This window comes from Mycobacterium simiae (assembly GCF_008370645.1).
In the GTDB taxonomy this organism is placed as follows: Bacteria; Actinomycetota; Actinomycetes; order Mycobacteriales; family Mycobacteriaceae; genus Mycobacterium; species Mycobacterium simiae_A.
In genome coordinates, this window is record NZ_VTZN01000029.1 from 19,050 (window position 1) to 41,076 (window position 22,027).

The 22,027-nt window shown below is 62.6% G+C and carries 8 protein-coding genes and 3 pseudogenes; 8 read left to right on the forward strand and 3 right to left on the reverse strand.

The genetic code is table 11. The annotated features are described in order from the left end of the window. Positions 1–219 precede the first annotated feature (219 nt). The 3 genes from F0Q45_RS07235 to F0Q45_RS07245 all read right to left on the reverse strand — a co-directional run bounded on the left by F0Q45_RS07235 (position 220) and on the right by F0Q45_RS07245 (position 3,740). A complete protein-coding gene (locus F0Q45_RS07235; RefSeq protein WP_149653296.1) occupies positions 220–1,353 on the reverse strand; it encodes a BTAD domain-containing putative transcriptional regulator in 1,134 nt (377 codons plus the stop codon). Between the two features lie 344 nt (positions 1,354–1,697). Then, positions 1,698–2,447, reverse strand: coding sequence for a TetR/AcrR family transcriptional regulator (locus F0Q45_RS07240; protein WP_149653304.1), 750 nt, complete (start codon positions 2,445–2,447; stop codon positions 1,698–1,700). Between the two features lie 297 nt (positions 2,448–2,744). Then, positions 2,745–3,740 carry a LysR family transcriptional regulator gene (locus F0Q45_RS07245; RefSeq protein ID WP_149653305.1) on the reverse strand — a complete coding sequence of 332 codons (996 nt, stop codon included), beginning with the start codon at positions 3,738–3,740 and terminating at the stop codon, positions 2,745–2,747. A gap of 452 nt (positions 3,741–4,192) precedes the next feature. On the opposite strand from F0Q45_RS07245, the pseudogene F0Q45_RS07250 reads away from it, so the two are divergent. The 8 genes and pseudogenes from F0Q45_RS07250 to F0Q45_RS07285 all read left to right on the forward strand — a co-directional run. Next, a pseudogene (locus F0Q45_RS07250) lies at positions 4,193–4,507 on the forward strand (DUF6262 family protein); the annotation flags it as partial. 473 nt (positions 4,508–4,980) lie between these two features. Further along, positions 4,981–5,082: pseudogene (locus tag F0Q45_RS30125) on the forward strand (hypothetical protein); the annotation flags it as partial. Between the two features lie 9 nt (positions 5,083–5,091). Further along, on the forward strand, positions 5,092–6,864 hold the full coding sequence (locus F0Q45_RS07260) for a PfaD family polyunsaturated fatty acid/polyketide biosynthesis protein (protein ID WP_223163882.1): 1,773 nt from the start codon (positions 5,092–5,094) through the stop codon (positions 6,862–6,864). Continuing rightward, a complete protein-coding gene (locus tag F0Q45_RS07265; RefSeq protein ID WP_149653298.1) occupies positions 6,857–10,201 on the forward strand; it encodes a type I polyketide synthase in 3,345 nt (1,114 codons plus the stop codon). The genes F0Q45_RS07260 and F0Q45_RS07265 overlap by 8 nt, the downstream gene beginning before the upstream one ends. Positions 10,202–10,452: 251 nt before the next feature. After that, positions 10,453–12,510, forward strand: a complete 2,058-nt coding sequence (locus F0Q45_RS07270) for an SDR family NAD(P)-dependent oxidoreductase (RefSeq protein ID WP_188112827.1) — start codon at positions 10,453–10,455, stop codon at positions 12,508–12,510. Continuing rightward, positions 12,507–19,940 (forward strand): beta-ketoacyl synthase N-terminal-like domain-containing protein, encoded by a 7,434-nt coding sequence (locus tag F0Q45_RS07275; RefSeq protein WP_188112828.1) that lies wholly within the window; start codon positions 12,507–12,509, stop codon positions 19,938–19,940. Before F0Q45_RS07270 ends, F0Q45_RS07275 begins: the two co-directional genes overlap by 4 nt. A 270-nt stretch (positions 19,941–20,210) precedes the next feature. Beyond that, a pseudogene (locus F0Q45_RS07280) lies at positions 20,211–20,389 on the forward strand (transposase); the annotation flags it as partial. Positions 20,390–20,756: 367 nt separating this feature from the next. After that, positions 20,757–22,027 (forward strand): adenylate/guanylate cyclase domain-containing protein (locus F0Q45_RS07285; protein WP_188112829.1); only part of this gene is annotated, 1,271 nt, incomplete at its 3' end.

The following is a 22,027-nucleotide window of genomic DNA, read 5'->3' on the forward strand; positions in this document are numbered from 1 at the left end:
TGACCGAACAATGCCCCGCCGTGCTCGGGCCCGCAACCGATGGATACTGCCTGGCGCCAGCTGATCACCAACCAGCAGCATCACGTCATCCAACCGGCCCTGCCAATTCTCCCGTCCCAAAGCCACACGCCAGATCCTCCCCGCCCGCCAAACCAAAACTGCTACAGCACAACGAAACTCAGTGGCCAAAACAGCACCGCCCTAGTTTGCGACGAGCTCTCAGGAGGCGGTTTCGAACATTAGCTGGTGATCGGCAATGCGAATCCGGTCACCGTGGGTTAGGGCGGTGCAGGTATGGATACGTCGGCCAGAAACGCAAACGCCGTTTAGTGATCGCAAATCCACTATGACGAAACTGGAACCGGTGTCGACGATCGCAGCGTGGTGGCGGCTGACTTTGGCACCCGAAAGGATGATGTCGTTGTCCGGGCTGCGGCCGATACGGGTGGTGGTGGCGACCAGTGGATACCTACGTTCGTTCGCGTCGCGTAGTGAGGGGCCGCGGGCGACGCCCGGAAGCGCCGTCATGTAGTGCGACAGGGTGCTGATGGTGTCGTCAGCGTTCGCTTGAGCAGCCTTGCAGACGTCGAGCGGCTGCTGCCGAAGGATTCGCCCGTATAGCGCACGCACTGTAGGAGCGGGGTCGACGCCGAGGTCATCTGCCAGCCTGCCCTTCAGTCGACGATAGGCATCGAGCGCATCGGATTGACGGTCGGCCAGATAGTAAGCGGCGATCAGCTGTGCCCAAAGCGGTTCCCGGTAAGGGTGGTCAGTGGTGAGTGTCTCGAGCCCATCGATCACAGATTGAGGTCGGCCGCACGCGATTTCAACTTCAGCGCGAGCGATGTGTGTGACAACCTTCTCCTCGGCCAGTCCGGTAGCAAAGGCGTCGACGAAGTTGAAGTCGCGCAGGTCATCGAGCACTGGACCACGCCACTCGGCAAGCGCGGCCGAGAAGTGGCCGCTAGCCTGCTCAAACCGCGCAGCCGCGGCAGCCCGTACACCGGCGTTCTTTTCGGTCACAAATCTGCTGAGGTCGTAGTCGCCGTCGGCGACTGCGAGTCGATACCCTGGCGGCGTGTTTGCCAGGAATCCGCGGGTCTCGATGCCGGCGCCGGCCACCAGGCGACGCAGCTTTGACACATATGCATAAAGCGTGTCTCGCGCTCCTGCAGGAGCTCCCTGCGCCCACGCTGCTTCGATCAATGTATCGATTGCGACGGGTCGGTTGCGATTGATCAGCAACACCGCCAGCACCGCCCGTTGCTTGGGGGTACCCAACGGTACAGCTGTACCATCGATCGTCATCTCCAATGGCCCGAGGACGCCGAACCCAATACGATCTTGCGCCATCGAGCCTCTAATCCCCGCCTAAGGGAGTCGCAGCTTCCACAACTCCCTATTGTGAGTGAGACGCGAGTCGTTGGCGGTGGGATTACCGAATCGTGCCGGTGAACCGCCCAGCTGTACCGCTGTATCGCCGCCACGCGCTTGACCGCTGACCGCCCGGGTCAATTCGCCATCCCCGGATTGCCGTCGTTTCTCGGCTGGACGTGTGTATCGGCAAGACACCGGCGGTTTTCATCGACTGGTCCAAGACCCGCCGCCGCGAACTGCCTACCGCACCGGAAACAGCATCCCGGCGCTGCCGGTCGACAAGGCCCACCTTGTTGGTGACGACGGCGAGCACACCCGATTCATGACGCTTGCGGGACCTCTAGCTCCTCAGTGAGGTACCGCTGCAGGGTCGGCGCAATGGTTCGCGCGATATCCTGGGCCGACATTGACGCGAACGGCTCGATCTGCACGATGTAGCGAGCCATGAGCACGCCCAGCAATTGCGACGCGACGAACTGGGCACGGATCCTGCCCGTCCCCGGCGGATTGTCGACCAGAGAACCCACCTCGGCGGTGACCACTTCCTGCAGGAATGAACCTGCCAAACTCGCCTCGTCACCGGCAAGCAGCGACCGCAGGGTAGCGATCAACCCAACGCCAAGTTCGGAATCCCACATCGGCAGCAGCGTGGACGGCAGCTCGAACCCGAGTTCTTCGACCGGGGTTTTCCGCATGCGGCCCAGCACTTGCTTCGGGTCGATGGGAAGGCGGATCGCGGCGGCGAAAAGCTGCTGCTTGGTTCCGAAGTAGTGATGCACCAGCGCGGCATCTACTTCCGCCCCTTCGGCCACCGTCCGTATTGATGTTCGGTCGACGCCGTTGCGCGCAAACAGTTCGCGAGCAGTGGCGAGGATGCGCTCACGAGTGTTGGAGTTGTTGCCAGGGGGGCGACCGCGCCGTCGGCGCCGCCCGTCGGCGGTCACGCTGCTACCACTCACGTTGTCGACGTTCCGCGGGTTGTTGCGGGTCGATGCATCTGGCGCGCCACACAGTTCCCCAGAAGCACGGAATCCTGTGGCTTGGGCCGGGCGCCTGGTTGCTGGCTGCATGCCCGCCGCCGCGGTATTGGGAAGAACGGTATGTGCGCTGTTGCTTTCGGCATTGTCCATCACGGCCGCTTCCTTTCTGCGAAGCAGATTTTCGAAGATGCCACTTGCACGGGCAAGTGCCATCGCCTATTCCGCGCAAATTCGTCGCGGGGGCGTAGAGATATTGATGCGGTAGGCACGCCGCCCTTCGCCATTCCGCTGACGTGTTTCCGCTTCCGGTGGCTGAACTGAGTGAATGCAACTGAGTTGCTGCGATGGGGTCGCGAGCGAGCTGCTGCGGGGCACACGTTGACATTGCTAACAGCCGAATTTCGGGGACCGACCTGGCAAATTCGACGATCTGTGCCGATGAGCCTGATTACTGGTGCTTGTCATCACGTGGTCAAGCAGGCTTCGTATCGCTGTGGGCGGGATGCGCCCGCCGACCCAGATAGCTCGCAGCGTGCGTCGAAGGTCCAACTCGGGAATGGTGATGGCGTGTAGTCGGCCCGAAGCCAAGTCGTCGGCCACGGCCAACCGGCTGATGATTGCCGGTCCCGCGCCAGCGAGGACCGCGGCGCGCATTGCTGCTGCGGATCCTAATCCGAGTGCGGGAGGCGCTTGCTGCACCGTATCGCCCAGCGCCTGACATAGGGCGGTTGTGAGCGTATCGCGGAGGCGTGAGCGGGGTTCGCGGGTAACCAGCGGTGTTTGGGCGAGTTCGCGAGCACTTACCACTCGTGAGTGTCGAGTCCATTTGTGCCCTTGCGGCACGACGACTACCAGTTCGTCGTGTCCCACCACACAGTGGCCTAATCCCACAGGCGGATCGGGGTTTTCGACGAATCCGAGATCGGCAGTGCCGTCGCGAACCGAGGCAATCGCATTCTCGCTGTTGGTGTCAGTCACCATCACGTGGGGCGTGGTGCTGCCCGGCCCGCTGGCTGTGGCCTGCAGAGACAGCAACCAGTGGGGCATCAGCTGTTCGGCGATTGTCTCGCTGGCTACCACCCTGATTCGTTGGCGGCGTTCGTTTCGCAGCGAGTCCAGGACCTCGTCGGCTTGGTGGGCGACCTCAAGCACGCGGGCAGCCGACTCGGCGACGACGACGCCCGCCGGAGTCAGGTGTGAGCCCTGTGGCGTGCGGCAGGCCAGCGTCAGCCCGACCCTCGCCTCCAAGGACGCGAGCCGCCTCGACACAGCTTGTTGGGTCAACCCAAGTCTGCGGGCAGCACCGCCGAGACTGCCTGTCACAGCGACAGCATGAAAGATTTCGAAGGAGCCGAGTTCGGGCATCCGAGAACTTAGTGCCATCGTCGCCTGGGGGGCCGTGATCGGCATAGAAACCTCCTTTGCCTGGAATCTGGAGCGTCATGTTGAAGCCCTATGGTGCCGGAATGTCGCCGCGGTGTGACTGCGCGCTGAGCGGCGCGGCCGTAGCGGGCGCGCACCTTCGCCCACTTGGGTAGTCGGAGTCCTTGCAGCGTTGCCTTGCCGCCTCCCCGCAGCCTCGAGCGGCCGGTGTTGCGAGAGAACACGGAAGACAGAAGCTGGTGCCCTCCTCAATCCAGGTCCGATCTCACGGTGGATCCGGACTTGAAGCCTTGTTGGACTTGCATCTCATCACTATCGAGTCCCGACCTTTACAAATCCTTACCGTGTCATTTGCCACGAGGGTGGGACCACCGGTTGGCCAGTAACTATGGACCACATGTTTGGCTCATTGGGGATGAGCGGCGGTCGTTGGCCGGGTCCACCAACGTCACGAGCACACGCTGCAACGAGCCCGCGACGCGCTCACCGCCCTCGCTACCAGCGGCGAGCCGGTCACCATCGCCATGCTGGCCACCCGCGCCGGGGTGCCGCGATCCTGGATCTACACCCAGCCCGAAACGCGCGAACGGATCGAACATCTCCAGCAAACCACACCCGTCGCCCACAGCGGTGCGGGTGTTCACCGTGCCAGCGATGAATCACTGCGCCGCCGCCTCGACCTGGCATACCAACGAATCGGCCAGCTACGCCACGCGTTGGCCCGCGCCCACGGTCAACTGCGCACGGCCGGCACACCGACGGCCTAGCAGTGTCGTCATCGACACCAATCCACAACACAAATGCCCTGTTCAAAACGCATATCCTGAGCTACGAGGTCGAGATAAACTGGGCCAGCAGTGGGTCGGTCATGACGGCCAGCCATTCATCGGGGCTGCGGTTGGACGTCAGCACGGTCGAGGCCCGCTGGTGGCGGGCCACACAAGCTCGTAGAAACCCGTAACGGTTCCAACCGCAGGGCACAACGCTGCGTTGTGATGTCACAACATGATGGCGGCTACTCAAGGCATTGCGGGCGGCGAATGATCAACGGCACAGACCATTCCAACTTGCCCAGAGGCTGAAATGGCAACGGTCGCTAACCATCTGCATCGTCTTCTCGGTTGGGACGTACGTATTGGCGCGCCGTTGTTTGAGGCGCCCCGCGATGCTACATCGCGCCCGCGATACCGCTCGGGGCCTGGGTGGGGAGGCAATCGTCACGCCCGGCACCAGTGCGATCGGACTCCTCGAATACCACCAGGTGGACCGCGCCCGCGAGGCAGGCCGGATGGCGACCCGCGAAGTCCTGCCGCAGATCACGGAACTGCACACCGCTGAGTAGAGGTGAGCCGTGACGGGAGTGATCGCCAAATGTGGGCCGGCGGCCCACATGACAGTTGCCGGGATGCCAGAGCGCGGCGATGAGCCGCTTCTGATGCGCAATATGGCATCGACTGGATCAGCGACTCCGCTAGGCGGTCGGCAGCAGCCTTTGCCCGGCGCCGCGTTCGCCGCCGAAGACTTGGTTCACATCATTGCCTACATTCGTCACCCACTACTGGTCTTGCGCCATGATTCGACGCGACATCTGGGCTTAGCCACGGCTGCCAGCATGCCGGGCGCATCCTCGTCGGTGTCCGTGCTCGGTACTCTCCCGCCGATGTATCCCGAGTGGCTCGGCGATCGAACCTTTTGCGAGTCCCATGGTGTCCGCTTCCCATACCTTTGCGGATCGATGGCCAATGGCATCGCCACACCGGAGTTGGTGGTAGCGATGGGGAAGGCGGGAATGCTGGGGTTCTTCGGAGCCGGCGGTTTGTCCTACCACAATGTGGATCGGGCGTTGTCGATTGTCGAGGAGGGGCTTTCCAGGACCAGGGGAGTCGCTTGGGGCGCCAACCTGATCCATTCGCCGAATGAAGCGTCGCTGGAGAACCGGTTGGCGGAACTCTACATCTCCCGCGATGTCCGCAAGGTCGAAGCGTCGGCGTTTATGCGGATCACTCCTGCGATAGTGCACTACGCAGTTCGCGGTCTAGCAACTGATCCGGCTGGCCACATAGTGCGTAAGAACAGCGTCTTTGCGAAGGTATCCCGCCCGGAAGTCGCTCGCCAATTCATGGCACCGGCGCCACCGGCCATCGTTGCGGCGCTGCTGGAATCGGGCAAGATCACCGCCCGGGAAGCCGAGCTTGCGCGGGTCGTCGCCGTGGCCGAGGACATCACTGTCGAAGCAGACAGCGGCGGGCACACCGACAACCGAGCCTTGCCTGCGCTGTTCCCCGAGATTGTTGCTCTGCGCGACCAACTCGCAACGCAATATCGCTTACCGCGGCCGGTGCGAGTCGGCGCAGCGGGCGGGCTTGGTACTCCACTCTCGGTCGCCGGTGCATTTGCCATGGGCGCTGCGTATGTGATGACGGGATCGGTCAACCAAGCCTGCGTGGAGTCGGGTCTCTCAGCGCAAGGACGCAAACTGCTGGCCAGCGTCGGTGTCGCCGATGTCATGATGGCGCCCGCGGCCGATATGTTCGAACTCGGTGTCAATCTGCAGGTGCTCAAGCGAGGCTCGATGTTCGGACCTCGCGCAAGGAAACTTTACGAACTGTACGTAACCAAGTCGGGTCTCGACGAGATCGTTGGCGATCAGCGCACAGAACTTGAGAAAATTCTCTGCCAGAGCGTTGCGGAAGTCTGGTCGGAGACCGAGCAGTTCTGGCGCAGCCGTGATCCTGCTGTCCTGGACCTGGCTGCCCGGAATCCAAAGCAGCAGATGGCCTTGGTGTTTCGCTGGTATCTGGGTAAGTCAAGCCGTTGGGCAATAGATGGCGTCGCCAATCGCACGCTCGATTATCAGATCTGGTGTGGCCCGGCTATGGGGGCCTTCAATAGCTGGGTCCGCGATAGCTTCCTCGAGCCGCCCGAGCAACGGGAGGTGGTTCAAGTCGCACTCAACCTGCTGGAGGGGGCCGCTCGAATCATACGGGCACAACAGGCCCGCGCGTGCGGTCTTCCGATGCCCGCCCAAGCATTCAACTACAAGCCCCGCCGATTATCCGTCGAAGAAACAGCGGCAGTTTCAGCACCTCCCCAAGCTAGGAAAGGGATTGGCCAATATGTCTAAGCGTCCCCCCATCGCCGTGGTGGGCGTCAGCGCCCTGTTTCCGGGCTCTCCTGATTCCCAGTGCTTCTGGCGCAACATTGTTGATGGAGTTGATCTGCTCTCCGACGTACCCGAATCGCACTGGCGTATCGGTGATTACTATGACGCCGCATTAGATGAACCCGACAAGATGTATGCGCAACGTGGTGGTTTCCTTCCCTACGTCGAGTTCTCACCTGCTGAGTTCGGTATCCCGCCCAACGTTGTCCCGGCAACCGACACCGCGCAACTACTGGCGCTAGCGGTCGCCAAGCACGTCCTGCAAGACGTTGCGGGCGGGGCCTTCTCCCATATTGACCGGGACCGGGTCTCCGTAGTGCTGGGCGTGGCCACTGCCACCGAGATGGTCGCCCACATGTCGGGTCGATTGCAGGCGCCGCTATGGGAGCGGGCACTTCGTGATGTTGGAATTGCGGGCGAGCAGCTCAAGCTGTTCAACCAACGCATCGCTGCCGCATACGTTCCCTGGCAAGAGAATACTTTTCCGGGACTGTTGGCCAACGTCGTCGCCGGACGTATTGCAAACCGATTCGACCTCGGCGGAACCAACTGCGTCGTGGACGCTGCCTGCGCAAGTTCACTCGCTGCTGTCCAAATCGCGCTCAACGAACTATATCTCGGCGAATCGGATATGGTAATCACCGGTGGTGTGGACGCGCTCAACGACATCCTGATGTTCATGTGCTTCGCCAAGGTCACCGCATTGTCCCCGTCGGGGGACTGCCGACCGTTCTCGGACAAGGCGGATGGGACGATGCTCGGCGAGGGGATTGCGATGATGGCGCTGAAGCGCCTCGAAGACGCCGAGCGCGATGGTGACCAGATATATGCGATTATCCGCGGTCTCGGTTCATCGTCGGACGGTCGGGCGAAAAGCATCTATGCGCCCAATCCTTCCGGGCAGGCACAAGCGTTACGGCGCGCTTACGATGCGGCCGGTTACGGTCCGGAAACCGTTGGGCTGCTTGAGGCGCACGGGACCGGTACCAAAGCTGGGGACGCGGCTGAGTTTGCAGCGCTTCGAGAGGTTTTCGACGCGTCAGGACGTGAAGATCGACAATGGTGCGCCCTTGGATCAGTGAAATCGCAAGTGGGTCACACAAAGGCCGCTTCAGGCGCCTGCGGACTGTTCAAGGCGATAATGGCGCTTCACCACAAGACGCTGCCGCCGACCATCAAGATCGACCAGCCGAACCCCGATCTCGAGTTCAATTCATCACCGTTCTACCTCTCGACGCAATCCAAGCCGTGGATTGCGGAGGAGGGCATGCCGCGACGGGCTTCCGTCAGTTCGTTTGGCTTCGGCGGAACCAATTTTCATGTGACGCTCGAAGAATACACCGACGGCGGTACCCGTCAGAAGCCATATCGATCCTGGAAGTCCGAACTGGTAGTAGTGGGCGCGGATACCGCGCCGGCCTTGGCCGACGAAGCGGCACGCCTATCAGCGTCGCTCACCGACCATGATGACATGCTCCAGTACATCGCCTACGCGACGCAGAAGAGCTACGACCCGGCCCAGCAACACCGTTTGGCGCTTGTTGCTGACAGTGTCGCGACTCTTCGTTCTATGCTCGATGAAGCTGCTAACAGGCTAGCCACCGAAAACAATGCGGCAGCATTCGCATCGCCCAGGGGCTACTTTTTTTCGGCGCAGGAAGGGGCACCGGTTGCTCTGCTGTTTCCTGGCCAGGGTAGCCAATACGTGGGGATGGGCGCCGACGTCCCACGGCTATTCGAACCCGCGCTGTCCCCCTGGGAGATCGCCCGCGCATCACTTCTTGAAGCCGACTCGGATCTACATCAGATTGTTTGGCCGAGACCAGTTTTCACCGAGGAAGAGCAGGCGCGCCAGAGCGCCGAGCTAGCCAGAACTGAATGGGCACAACCTGCGATTGGCGCGCATAGCCTCAGCCTGCTGCAGGTTGTTCGCGCGTTGGGCATCAAACCTGTTGCCGTGGGCGGCCACAGCTTCGGGGAAGTCGTAGCGTTGTGTGCCGCAGGTGTTTTAGACGACGCAGCTGTACTTCGAGTTGCCCGCAAACGTGGCGCTCTCATGGCCGAAGCTGCCGGGGACAGGGCAGGGACGATGTGTGCGGTTTCGGCGCCGTGTGAGATAGTGCGAGAGCTCCTTCAGCGCTGGGGCACAGAGGTGGTGATCGCCAACCACAACAGTCCAACACAGGTCATCGTTTCGGGCGGGGTGCATGAGGTCGCAGACGCCATGGGAAAGCTGTCCGCCCTTGGTATCACATCGACACAACTGAACGTGGCCACAGCGTTTCATTCGCAGATCGTCGCCGAATCCTCGGCACCCTTCAAAGCCTACCTGGCCGACATCCCACTCCACCCCCCCTCAATCCCGGTGTACGCCAACGCCACTGCGAGACCTTACGACAATGACCCCGGAGCTGTTCGCGCCACGCTTGCAGCACAGATAGCACAGCCCGTCCGTTTCCTTGAGCAAGTGCGCTCAATGTGGACCGCGGGCGCACGAACCTTTGTGGAGGTCGGCCCGGACGGTGTTCTGACTAATCTGGTGAGTAAGTGCTTGGTCGGCCTGCCTCACTACGCTGTCGCGCTTGACCGTAAGGGCAGCAATGGAATTCGGGCACTGTTACTCGGACTTGCCCAGCTGGTAGCAGCCGGAGTGCCGATGAATCTTGCCAGTCTGTGGGCTGATTACCGCATCGTCGCGGATCCGCGAACCGGCCAAGAGCCCAAACTCATTCTCAAGATCAATGGCGCCAATTACGGCAAGCCTCAGATCGATGATCGTCCCACCAGTCCACCCGCGCCCCTTCCGAAGGGGAGCATGCCACCGAACACCGCAGCCGTGGCATCGTCGGCGCAACGACAGATCCGGCCAGTAGCCACGCCCGCGGATAGCGTGGCTTTGCCAGTAGCTGCGACAGTGATGACGGCGCCGACGGTAGCTGCACCCGCGCCCAGCGCGGGAGTGCTTGCGGCGGCTGCGGTGGGGGTCGGCACCGACCTGGTGGTTGACATGTTGCACGTTGTCGCCGACAAGACCGGTTATCCAGTGGAGATGCTGGAATTGTCGATGTCACTGGAAGCCGATTTGGGCATCGACTCGATCAAGCGCGTGGAGATCTTGTCGGCCGTACAGCAGCGGGTGCCGTCGTTGCCCGAAGTCGAGGCTTCGGCAATGGCCGGACTGACTACGTTGCAGGAGATTGTCGACTACCTCGCCACCCTGTTGCCGCCAACGACGCACGCCACCAACGGCAACACCGCGTCGTTGATCCAGCGGAGTGCTCGTCTCCCTTTCGTTTGACCGGAGCGTCGATCGCGCGCTACGTGGTGCGTGCGATCGCTGCTCCGGCTCGCGGAATGGGTGTTCCTGGCCTGCATGAAGCAAGCCGCGTGGAAATTGTCGGCGAGACTGCCGTCGGCTGCGCCTTGGCGAAGATTCTAAGAACGCAGGGTATTCCTGCCGTCCCCGTAGCGGAGACGAGCCCGGACTCGACCTGCGTGCTACACCTGGGCGGCCTTGCCGCGACCAGAGGCCGCGAGGAAGCCCTGGCCGTGAACCGTCAGGTCTTCGCCGATGCTGTGCGGGTTGCCGCCCAAATGGAGCTGAACGGGGGGGTCTTCGTTACGGTTCAGGACACCGGCGGCACATTCGGTTTGCTTACCGACGCCGGCCCCCGGGCATGGGCCGGCGGCCTGTCCGCGTTGACCAAGACCGCGGCACTCGAATGGCCCAATGCCCATGCCAAGGCCATCGACATCGACACCACGAATCAATCCCCGCAACACGTTGCCGAACAGATCGCGACCGAGATCATGACTGGCGGCCCCGAACTTGAAGTGGGCGTCGGCAGTATCCACGGTCGCGTGACGTTAACGACGGAAGAGTCCCGCATCAGCGCTTGGGACGCGAGGCTCGACCATCGTGACATCATCCTGGTCTCCGGGGGTGGCCGCGGTGTCACGGCCGCGTCGGTGATCGCGCTCGCTGCGGAAACCCAGGCCGGCTTGGTGCTGATTGGGCGTTCGGCATTGAGCGAAGAACCGGCTGCCGCGCACGGGTTGACGACGGCCGCGGACCTCAAGCGCGCGCTGCTCACCGAGGCCCAGAGGCAGGGCGCCAAACTCACGCCCAGACAGTTGGAACAGCAAGTCCAGCGGGTGCAGGCTGACCGCGAGATTCGCGCGACAATCGCCGCAATCAAGGCAGCCGGCTCGCGCGTCATGTACCAAGCGGTCGATGTTCGTGATAGCGCTCAGCTGGGCGTACTGCTGAACCGCGTACGAGCCGAGTTAGGACCGATTACCGGGTTGGTTCACGGCGCGGGTGTGGTGGCCGATGCGCGCCTGAGCCGCAAGACACTGGATCAGTTCGACCGAGTTTTCAGCACCAAAGTCGCTGGCCTCGGCGCCTTGCTCGATGCAACTGCGGGCGACCCGTTGAAGATCATCCTGTTGTTCTCATCGGTTTCGGCGCGCGGTGGAAATGTCGGGCAGTCCGATTATGCGATGGCCAACGAGGTCCTCAACCAAGTCGCGTTATCAGAGCAAGCTCGCCGCGGTCCTCGGTGTCTGGTGCGCGCGCTGGGCTGGGGGCCCTGGGAGGCCGGGATGGTCAGTCCGGCTCTGCGGGCGGTGTTTGAATCTCGAGGCGTCACGACTATTCCGCTCGATGACGGTGCACGCGCATTCGTGTCCGATGCGCTCGACAGCACGACGGAAGACGTGCAGATAGTGCTCGGCGGCGGCGTGGGCACAGGCGGGCTTCCGCACCCGCTATCTGGGAGCGGGCGAGTGGCCCGCGTGCTGGCGCACGCGGCGATACAGCCTTACCTACACGATCACCGCGTTGGGCAGCAGGTGGTGCTGCCGGTGGTGCAGGTAGCGGAATGGTTTGTGAGCGCGGCCGGGAGCTGCCGGCCAGGCCTGCGCGTCGAGCGGCTGCTCGACCTTCGGGTTCTTCGCGGCGTGCGACTGCAGGGCTTCAACGATGCGGGCGATGTGTTCTTAGTGCGGTGCCGGCTACTAGGAGGCTCCGCGCATCGGCTCGAACTGTCGTTGCTTAACGCAGCCGGCGCGGCCTGCTACTCCGCGACTGTTGAGATGGGCGCCGGCAATCGGGATATGCCGACCGTCGCGCCGCCGACGTTGAACGGGGAGCAGCTGGCTCAACAACGTTTCTATGGCGATGAGGCGCTCTTTCACGGTCCAGCCTTCCAAGTTATCGAGCGGCTTAGCTGGCGTGATCCATTCGGCGCCGTCGCGCACCTGCACGGGTCCAGAGAGGCAGGTTGGCCACAGCGGTGCTGGGCGACAGATCCAGCCGCGCTGGACGGCTGCCTGCAACTCGGTATCCTATGGGGCCTCAAACAAACCGGATATCGCATGCTGCCCATGCGCATTGGAGAAATTGTCCTCTCCCCTTACCCGCTCACGCACGGCACGCTGTGCTGCTACCTGGACAACGGGAAGTCAAACAGCAACGGCATCGTCTGCGACCTCAAGCTCACCGAAGCCCGCGGCACAGTGATCGCTGAACTGAGATGCGTCGAGATGTATCCGTATCACATCACTGCCAGCGAGGCGGGGAGCGACAAGGCATGGGCGAGATGAAATTTGAGCCAATCGCAATCGTCGGTCAGGGCTGCGTCTTTCCGGGCGGATTGAATCCCGATGAGCTCTGGACAACCATCTCCGAGGGTCGAGACGTCCTGGGCGCACCTCCGGAGGGCTACTGGGGGGTCGATCCGGCCAACATCATGCGGGAGCACATCAGCGGACCTTGCTTCGACCACACCTGGTCGGATCTGGGCGGTTATGTGCGCGGCTTCGACGACGTCTTCGATGCGGACGGCTTTATGCTCGCCGCAGACTCCTTGCGCAACCTCGACCCGCTTTGTCAATGGACGATGTATGCCGCCCGGCAAGCCATCGAGAGTGCCGGCTGGCAGGTGGGCACGGTTCCCGGTCGCGCCGGCGTCGTCCTGGGAAACCTGAGCTATCCCACCCACACGATGGCCGCTCTTGCCGCAACGGTGTGGCGGGCAGAGGCAACCGCCGTAGACTGGCGCAACCGATTCAATTCCGGACTGCCCGCACATCTTGTCGCGCGCGCCCTGGGCTTGACCGCAGCCGCTTTCTCGCTCGATGCCGCTTGCGCTTCGTCGCTTTACGCGATCAAGGTGGCCTGCGACCGTTTGCACGATGGACGAGCTGACATCATGCTGGCCGGTGGCGCCAACCGTGCCGACGCTTTGTTTCTGCATGTCGGATTCAGCGCCCTGCAAGCGTTGAGCCGTGCCGGCAAGTCGCGCCCGTTCCATCGCCAAGCCGACGGCCTGGTTCCCGCCGAGGGTGCCGGCTTCGTAGCCCTCAGGCGGTTTGACGATGCGCTCGCCTCGGGTCAGCAGATACTCGGCCTTATTCGGGCGGTGGGCGTTGCCAACGATGGCCGCTCAAGCAGCCTGTTGACACCTTCTCCGGAAGGCCAAGAGCGCGCCATGCGGTCGGCCTATGACATGGCCGACCTGGATCCGCACGACATTTCGATGATCGAGTGTCACGCCACAGGCACGCCGCTCGGGGACCTTACTGAACTGAAAAGCATGACCCGCATCTTCTCGAAATGCGAAGACCTGCCTATCGGTTCCCTGAAATCCAATCTGGGCCATTCCATTACGGCTTCCGGCATGGGTGGTCTCATCAAGGTTGTTGCGGCCATCCGCGCGAAGCTGCGCCCACCCACGTTGCACGTTGAGGACCCGGTGCCGTTCATCGCAAAGTCGCCATTTCGACTGCTCACCACGGCTGAGTCATGGACCAGCAGCGGACCACGCCGCGCCGCGGTCAACAACTTCGGCTTCGGCGGCAATAACGCGCACCTCATCGTCGAAGAATGGCTGCAACCAGCCGCGCCCACCGTCAGCGCCCCGAGATGGCGGGTGAACCCACATTCCGCCGACGCCGACATTGCGATCGTCGGGCTCAGCATCATCGCCGGCGACGGCTACGAAACATCGGAAGTGGCATACCATCTCGCAGCAGGGCAAAAAATTGTCACTCGAGAGTCCGACGGTGTAATCCGCGCCCGCATGTCCACCCTCTCGCTGGACGTGACGAAAGTCCGATTCCCGCCAAGCGACCTGAAAAATGCGCTACCTCAACAGATTGCCGTGCTCTGTGCCGCTCTGAATATCGGTGAAGTCATCAAGGGCCTGCCCGCGACGACCACTAGTGTTTTCATCGGGATGGGCTGCGATGCCGACGTGGCTCGATGGGGCGTTCGCTGGCGTCTTGCCGACACGGTTGATGACCCGCACCGACTCGCGCAGGCGCGCGAGGGTGTCGTTCCGGGTCTGGTTGCCAGCGCCGTGGTCGGCTCAATGCCCAATATCGTCGCCAACCGGCTCAACGGCCAATTCGACCTATGCGGTCCAAGCTTCACCGTGTCACGTGAGCAGCTTTCCGGCACAACGGCACTGGACTTGGCGGCCCGCGCGCTTCGACATGGCGAGATTGATGCAGCAGTGGTAGGAGCGGTCGACCTCAGCTGTGAGCCCGTCCACGAGGCAGCAGCACGCAACCTGCTCACCGCAGACGAGCAAATCCCCGGCGATGCGGCCGTCCTCATGGTGCTCAAGCGCGCCGACGATGCTCGTCGAGACAACGACACGATCTACTCGCTATTGCCCGCAACACGTGACCCGAATGGTCACTGCGGCACAGCACCGACAGCCTACAGCGTTACACCGTTACTGGGCCACGCCCACGCGGCCGCCGGACTGCTTCAGGTAGCAGCCGGCGTTCTTCTCGGCTTCCTTGGCACCGAACCCGACGGTCGCCCCGCAGCCTGCGCGCAACGTGCGGTCGTCATGACGCTCCATGGGATGGCCGGTGAACATCAACAACTGACTTTGCTTGCGCCATCGCGACAACGGCGCGACAGCACAACACAACGTCGCGTCCTCGTGCGCCAACTGGCCGCCGCACGCGGCGACACAAGAAATGCGAGGCTAGTCAACTTCGCCGCACATATGCCGCCGGTGCGGCTGCCCGCGGACCTGGACTCAGCCCGCGTGCCGGTGGGGACTGACAGACGTTCACTCGCCGATCAGGCGCTACCGCATCCCGGAAACGGATTACTGCTGCACAACGCAGGACCGATGTCCGTAGCCAACGGCTCGTCACCCGTCGACCACACCGCCGATCAGTCGACCGCCACCCTGCTGCCGAGGCCCCCCGTCATAGCCAAGGCCACTGACGCATATAGGTTGCCAGCTCTCGGCGAAACACTGTCATTGCCCGCGACGCTGCAGCCGCCTAGCAACGGTGGCCAGCGCTCTCGCGAGTTAGTTGCATCCGCCTCGAATGGCCGACCTTCGAACAACGATCCCGACGAGTTCGACGCCCCCTGCCTGCCGATAACCAACAGGCCACCACGCCAGGTCGACAACGGCGCACACCGGGCCGCTCAGCCGGAACCGCCGCCCGACGCGGTGCTCCCGGAGCCGACAGTAAAGCGCAACCCCACCGGGCTGGCATTGGACAAAGCGGGCTTACGGGTGCACGCCTCGGGCAAGATCTCGGAAATCTACGGTCCTGCCTTTGCCGTTCAAGACGGCTATGCAAGGCAGACGCGCATGCCTGAACCGCCGCTGTTGTTGGCGGATCGGCTACTGGGCATCGACGCAGAGCCGGGCAAGCCCGGCACGGGCACACTGTGGACCGAGACCGACGTTACCGCCGACGCGTGGTGGCTACACCAAGGTCGAATGCCAGCCGGCATCATGATCGAAAGCGGGCAGGCCGACCTGATGCTCATCTCCTGGATGGGTGCAGATTTCGCCAACAGGGGCGAGCGAGTGTACCGCCTGTTGGGCTGCGAGTTGACCTTCCTGGGTGGCTTGCCCGAGATCGGCGACACCCTTCGCTTCGACATCCATGTCGATGGTCACGCTCGCCAAGGTGACATCCGCCTGTTCTTCTTCCACTATGACTGCACCACAGGAGATGCCGTACGGCTGACGGTCCGCAATGGGCAGGCCGGCTTTTTCTCCGACGAGGAACTGGCCGCCTCCGGCGGGGTTGTGTGGACGCCCGAGCACGAGACCGTCACGGGTCGCCTTGATTCCCCACCTTGCCCGACCTCGCGACGCTCGTTGTCGGCGAACGATGTCAAAGCCCTTGCAGGCGGCCAGATATGGTCGACGTTGGGGGAAGGGTTCGAATGCGCCGCAAGCCACACTCGCACGCCAACTATCGCCGGCGGCAACATGTTGTTCATCGATGAAGTGACACAGATCGACTTCTCCGGAGGACCGTGGGGCCGGGGCTATCTGCGCGGCGTCCAACAAGTCACACCCGAAGCCTGGTTCTTCGATGGGCATTTCAAAAATGACCCCTGCATGCCGGGCACGTTGATGTTCGAAGGTGCGCTGCAGGCGATGGCCATTTACCTGACCGCGGCCGGCATGACACTAGGCTGCGACGGCTGGCGCTTTGAACCCGTTCCGTTTGAGACCTATAAATTGAAGTGCCGCGGGCAGGTCACTCCTACCTCGCGCACAGTCGTCTATGAGGTTCTCGCCCGAGAACTCATCAATGGGCCCGAACCGACGCTGTTCGCCGACGTGCTCTGCACTGTCGACGGCTTGGCGGCCTTCCATTGCCGCCGCTTGGGTTTGAAGCTTTCGCCGGGTTGGCCGATGGATCAGGGCCTGCCTGAACTTGATGACTATGCTGAGCCAAAGCCGGTCGTGGTGGTCGACAACTTTCGCCTCGACTACAAGTCCTTGCTGGCTTGCGCATGGGGTAAGCCGTCGCACGCCTTTGGCGCGCTCTACCAACGCTTCGATACCACTCGCAAAGTTGCCCGGTTGCCGTCACCCCCCTACCACTTCATGTCACGCATCACCGAGGTGGTCGGCGAGATGGGGGAGATGAAACCGGGCGCAAGTGTGGTCGCCGAGTACGACGTGCCGCCCGACGCTTGGTATTTCACCACCAACGGCTGCCCAACGATGCCCAATGCGGTCCTGATGGAAGTCTGTCTGCAGCCCTGCGGGTGGCTGGCCAGCTTCATCGGATGTTCGTTGTCCACCGACGTGGACCTGTTCTTCCGCAACCTCGACGGCACTGGCGTGCAACACCAGGAGGTCACACCTTCCACCGGAGCTTTGCGCACCGAAGTCCAGCTGAAGAACGTCAACAAGGTCGCCGACACCATCATCGTGAGCTTTGCGGTTCAAATCTATGCCGGTCAGGTCCTGTGCTATCGCGCCGACACTGTCTTTGGCTACTTCCCGGGCCAAGCCCTGGAGAAACAGCAGGGCCTGCGGACCAGTGACGAGGAGCGTGAGCACTTCTCGGAAGCGTCCGCGGCGGCCGACGTGGACTTGACCACCCGTCCGCATGGCTACTTCGGACGTGGCGCTCGGCTGGCCGAACCGATGCTGCTCATGATCGACCGGGTAACCGGACGCTGGCACACCGCGGGCAGAGCAGGTTTGGGACGATGGCGCGCTGTCAAGGACGTGAACCCCGCAGAGTGGTTCTTCAAGGCCCATTTCTTCTCCGACCCCGTACAGCCCGGGTCTTTGGGAATCGAATCGATGGTCAACCTTCTCCAGTTTGCAATGCTTGATCTCGGGCTCGGCCAGGACGCAGGCCCGGATGCGCAGTTCGAACCGATCGCCTGCGACCAGCCCATGACGTGGCGGTACCGCGGTCAGGTTCGGCCACGCAACAAACTCGTCACAACGCAGCTGGAAATCACCAAGATTGAGCGCAACGACGACCAGATTATGGCGATAGCTGACGCAGCACTGTGGGTGGACGGGTTGCGTATCTACTCAGCCACCGATCTGGGGATGCGCATCAAACGAACCCGGCGCAGTCAGCCGGTCGTGGCGGTCGAGTCGCCCGCCGCAGCGCGGCCGGTCACCGCCGCGGAAACGGTTATCGACCCGACGCATGACACCTGGATCACCGATCACCGCCCGACCTACACCGCCCCTGCCTTACCGCTGATGTCGGTCGTGGACCTCGTCGCCCAGGCTGCTCATGAAGCGGCTCAGGGAGCAAAGGTGGTGGAGGTTCGCGACCTGCGCCTGTCGCGCTGGATAGTCGTCGACGCAGCGGTGCGGCTTCGTACGCAGGTCGAACCCACCGGACCGGACACATACGATACGCGCCTGACGGTTTGGCGCGAGGCCGCCAACCCCAAACTGTCCCGATGGGAGACCATCGCGTGTGGCACCGTCTCGACAGCATGCCACTATCCGCAAGGACCGCCACCCTGGCCCGCGCCAAGTGAGACGTTCCCGCTACGCAACCCCTACGACTGCGGCGACGTCTTCCACGGCCCTGCCTTTCAATGCCTTGATGACGGCGCAAGACTCAGCCATGACGGCGCCACCGCGACCTTGACGGTCGAACGCTGCGCAGTCCCCCGCGGCCTTATTCATCCAGGAGTCCTCGACGGCGGGTTGCACATCATCCCGCACACCGAGATGAGCGTGTGGGCAGCGCGGGCACATCCCGGAACTGACGATCGCCCGACGGATTCCACTGTTGGTTTCCCACACCACATCACGTGGGCACGGTTCTACCGTGATGCGCCCCACCGCGGAAAAGTGACCGTGGAAGCGCGTTTTGCCGGTTATGAGGATGCGCAGCACGAGTATCCCATCGTCGATCTCTGGTACGGCGTCGACGGCCAACTGTGGGCGCAGATTCGAATCGTTGAGGTCCTGGTTCCGAAGTCGCCCCTCGGCAAGACCGATAGCAGGCAGCGGCGTGCCTTTCTCAAGGAGCGGCGGGCCGTGCCGGGGTTGTCGTTGGGTGAACGACAGGCTCCGGGTGAAATCACGCTCACAGCACAACAAGTCGCCCAAGCAAACTGGCTGCCGGGCACCGTTCAAGCCGTGTATTCCTGTAACAGCACCGGTGGCTTGCTGGTAGCCGAAGTAGCTGCCAAGGAGGCGGTTGCCCACGCCGCCCACGGCGCGATTCATCCCGCGCAGGTTCAGCTGCTAGATGATCAGGTCTGCTGCCCTGCGTTGCCGCTGGAGCAGGTCTTGCTTCGGATTGATCGCAGCGACCCACGAACTGTTCACGCCTCCGCGGAGCTGTATCGCGATTGGCAGCCGGTGCGCAGCTGGTGGGCGAAAAATATCGGCAGGGAAATGGGCTGGTTGGGAGATCTGCTCTTCTCGGCGCTGCTTTCGCGTTATGTGCGCCATGTCATCGTTGAGGATCCCGCTGCGACTCAGCAGCTTCGAGAACACAGCGTGCTATTGCTTGCCAATCATCAGGTTCAAATCGAATCGATTCTGGGATCGGGAATCGCCTCCTGGTTGACTGACACGACGGTCGTCACCGTATCGAACGCCAAACACGAAGATCGCTGGGTTGGAAAGCTTTCCAGGGCGCTCGGAGGGGGGCAAGACACCGGCTTGCGCAACATTTTGTATTTCGACCAGCGGAAGCCCCACAGTTTCTTGTCGATCCTCGACAGGGCCAAGCAAGACATCGCCGAACGCGGATCTTCGATGCTGGTCCATGCCCCAGGCACTCGACAAACTTCCTCAACTCAGCGCGTGTGCGCAATCACCTCGACATTGCTGGACATGGCGCTGGAGATGTCCCTTCCGATTGTGCCGCTGCATTTCGCCGGCGGCTTGCCGGTGCAGCCGCTTGAACACAAACTCCAAGTTCCCTATCGACACGCCGCACAGGACTACATTTTTGGATCGCCCATCATGCCTGGCGAATTGGCTGCACTGCCCTACGCCCAACGCCGAACCCGGGTCCTGAACGCCATCAATGCCTTAGCGCCTATCACTGATGAACCGCACGAGCCGAATCTAGCAGTGGAAGCGCGCATACGTGCCGCCGTGACGGATCTAGCGCCGCTTGACGCAATGTGGGCCGTCATCGAAGACGCGTTGGACGACTTAGCAGTCACGTGGCGAGATGCCGCAGGCTACAGCGACTGGCTGAAGATGCGCGGGGACAGTCAACCACCACCGGGATCACCATGACGAAACGCGTTCCACACTTACCGCGATCCGCTGCCGGGGTGCCCACGTAGCACTTCACCGGCGAACGAATACCGACCCGCTACCAGGAGGTTCGATGACGATCATGGCCGACGCGGTGGTTGGCGAATCGGTCGACCCGTGCCCGCGTTGCGGGTTGGCAAGGCGCGCAACAAGTTCAAAATGACCAAGCACTTTGACATCGATCTCACCAACGACTCTTTCACCTTCACCCGCAAAACCGATCAAGTCGCCGTCGAAGCAGCTCTTGACGGCCGTACCCTGTGGCGCCGCCGTGCCGACATGCTGGCGTTCTTCGACCACACCTCCAACGGCCCAATCGAAGCCATCAACGGAGGCCTGGAAGCACTACGCAGAAACCCCTCGGGTTCAGCAACATCACCCACTACCGACTACGCCCATTCTTGTACAGCGGCATCTGCACCCACTAGTCGAAGCACTCTGACATACCGAGAGCCGGTTTTCCTGGTTGTGCTGAGATGGCTCTGGGCGCAGCGCGGTCGATATGACCGATTCGGCTCACCACGCCGTTGACCAGCACGGTAGTGCCGTTCAGTTGTATAGCCGGGCCACAATGCTGCGTTGTGACGTCACAACATGATGGCGCTACTCAAGGCGTTGCGGGCGGCGAATGATCAACGACACAGACGATTCCAACTTGCCGAGAGGCTGAAATGGCAACGGTTGCTAACCATCTGAATCGTTTTCTCGGTTGGGGCGTATTGAGAGTGATGCGGATGGGGAGGCCGGCATCGGCCAGCTACGCCGGGGCTCGGCTGGAACATGGTAGGTCGCCGTATGAATGATTTGCCGCGGTCGGGCCGGTATTCCTCGGACGGCGTGATAGTGGATCAGGTCCAGACGGTTGTGGTGTTGTTCACCGACTTGGTTGATTCGACGGCATTAGCGTCGCGAGTGGGCCCGGAGCGCGCGGAAGAATTGCGGATCGAGCACTTCCGGCTGCTGCGGGCAGCAATCGCGGGTGCCAACGGGTTGGAGGTTAAAAACACCGGCGATGGGTTGATGGTGGTATTGCCATCGGCGGTCGCCGCCGTCGAATGCGCCCAAGCGATCCAGCAGCGCCACGAGCTGCGCAATCGCCGCGTCGGCGAGCAGTTGTTGGTGCGGATCGGGATGAGCATGGGTGATGCGACTCGGTCGGAGGGCGATGTGTTCGGTCCTCCGGTGGTGGAGGCGGCGCGGCTGTGCGCCAAGGCGAATCCGGGTCAGGTGCTGCTGTCGAATGTGACCCGGGTGATGGTCGGTCGTCGCGGCGAGCACAAGTTCCGTTCGGTGGGCGAACTGGAGCTGAAGGGGCTGCCTGAGCCGGTGGCGGCGTGCGAGTTGTTGTGGGCGTCGTTTGGGGTGGCTGCCATTCCGTTGCCGGCGCGGTTGCAGGTGTTGCCGTTGACCGCATATGTGGGCCGCGAGGGTATCCGCTCCCGTTTGTCGGAGGTGTGCCAGCTCGCGATTGACGGGGCCCGCCAGGTGGTGCTGATCAGCGGCGAGCCTGGCATCGGTAAGACCCGGTTGGCTGCGCAGGTGGTGTCGGAGGCCCACGCCGAGGGCGCGACCGTGCTGTTCGGGCAGTGCGACGAGGAGCTCGTGGCGTCCTATCAGCCGTGGGTACAGGCGTTGCGGGGGCTGGTTGAGCACTGCCCGATGGAGGTGCTGGCCCAGCATGTGGGTGAGCACGGTGGTGAGTTGTGCCGGCTGGTGCCCGAGTTGGCGCGCCGGCTGCCCAATGTGCCGGCCCCGCGGGCCAGTGACGCGGCGATGGAGCGCTGCCTGTTGTTCGGGGCGGTGGTGGGGATGCTGCAGTGTGCGGCCGCCCAGGGGCTGCTGGTGGTGGTGGTGCTTGATGACTTGCATTGGGCTGATAAGCCCTCGTTGGCGCTGTTGAAGCATGTGGTGGCCCATGTGGTGCAGGCGCAGGTGGTGTTCTTGTGCACTTACCGCGACAGCGATATCGATGCGGACCATCCGCTCAGTGCGTTGTTAGCTGATCTGCGTCGGGAAGCCGGTGTGGAGTCTGTCTCATATCCCCAGCTGACGCTGCCGACGATCGT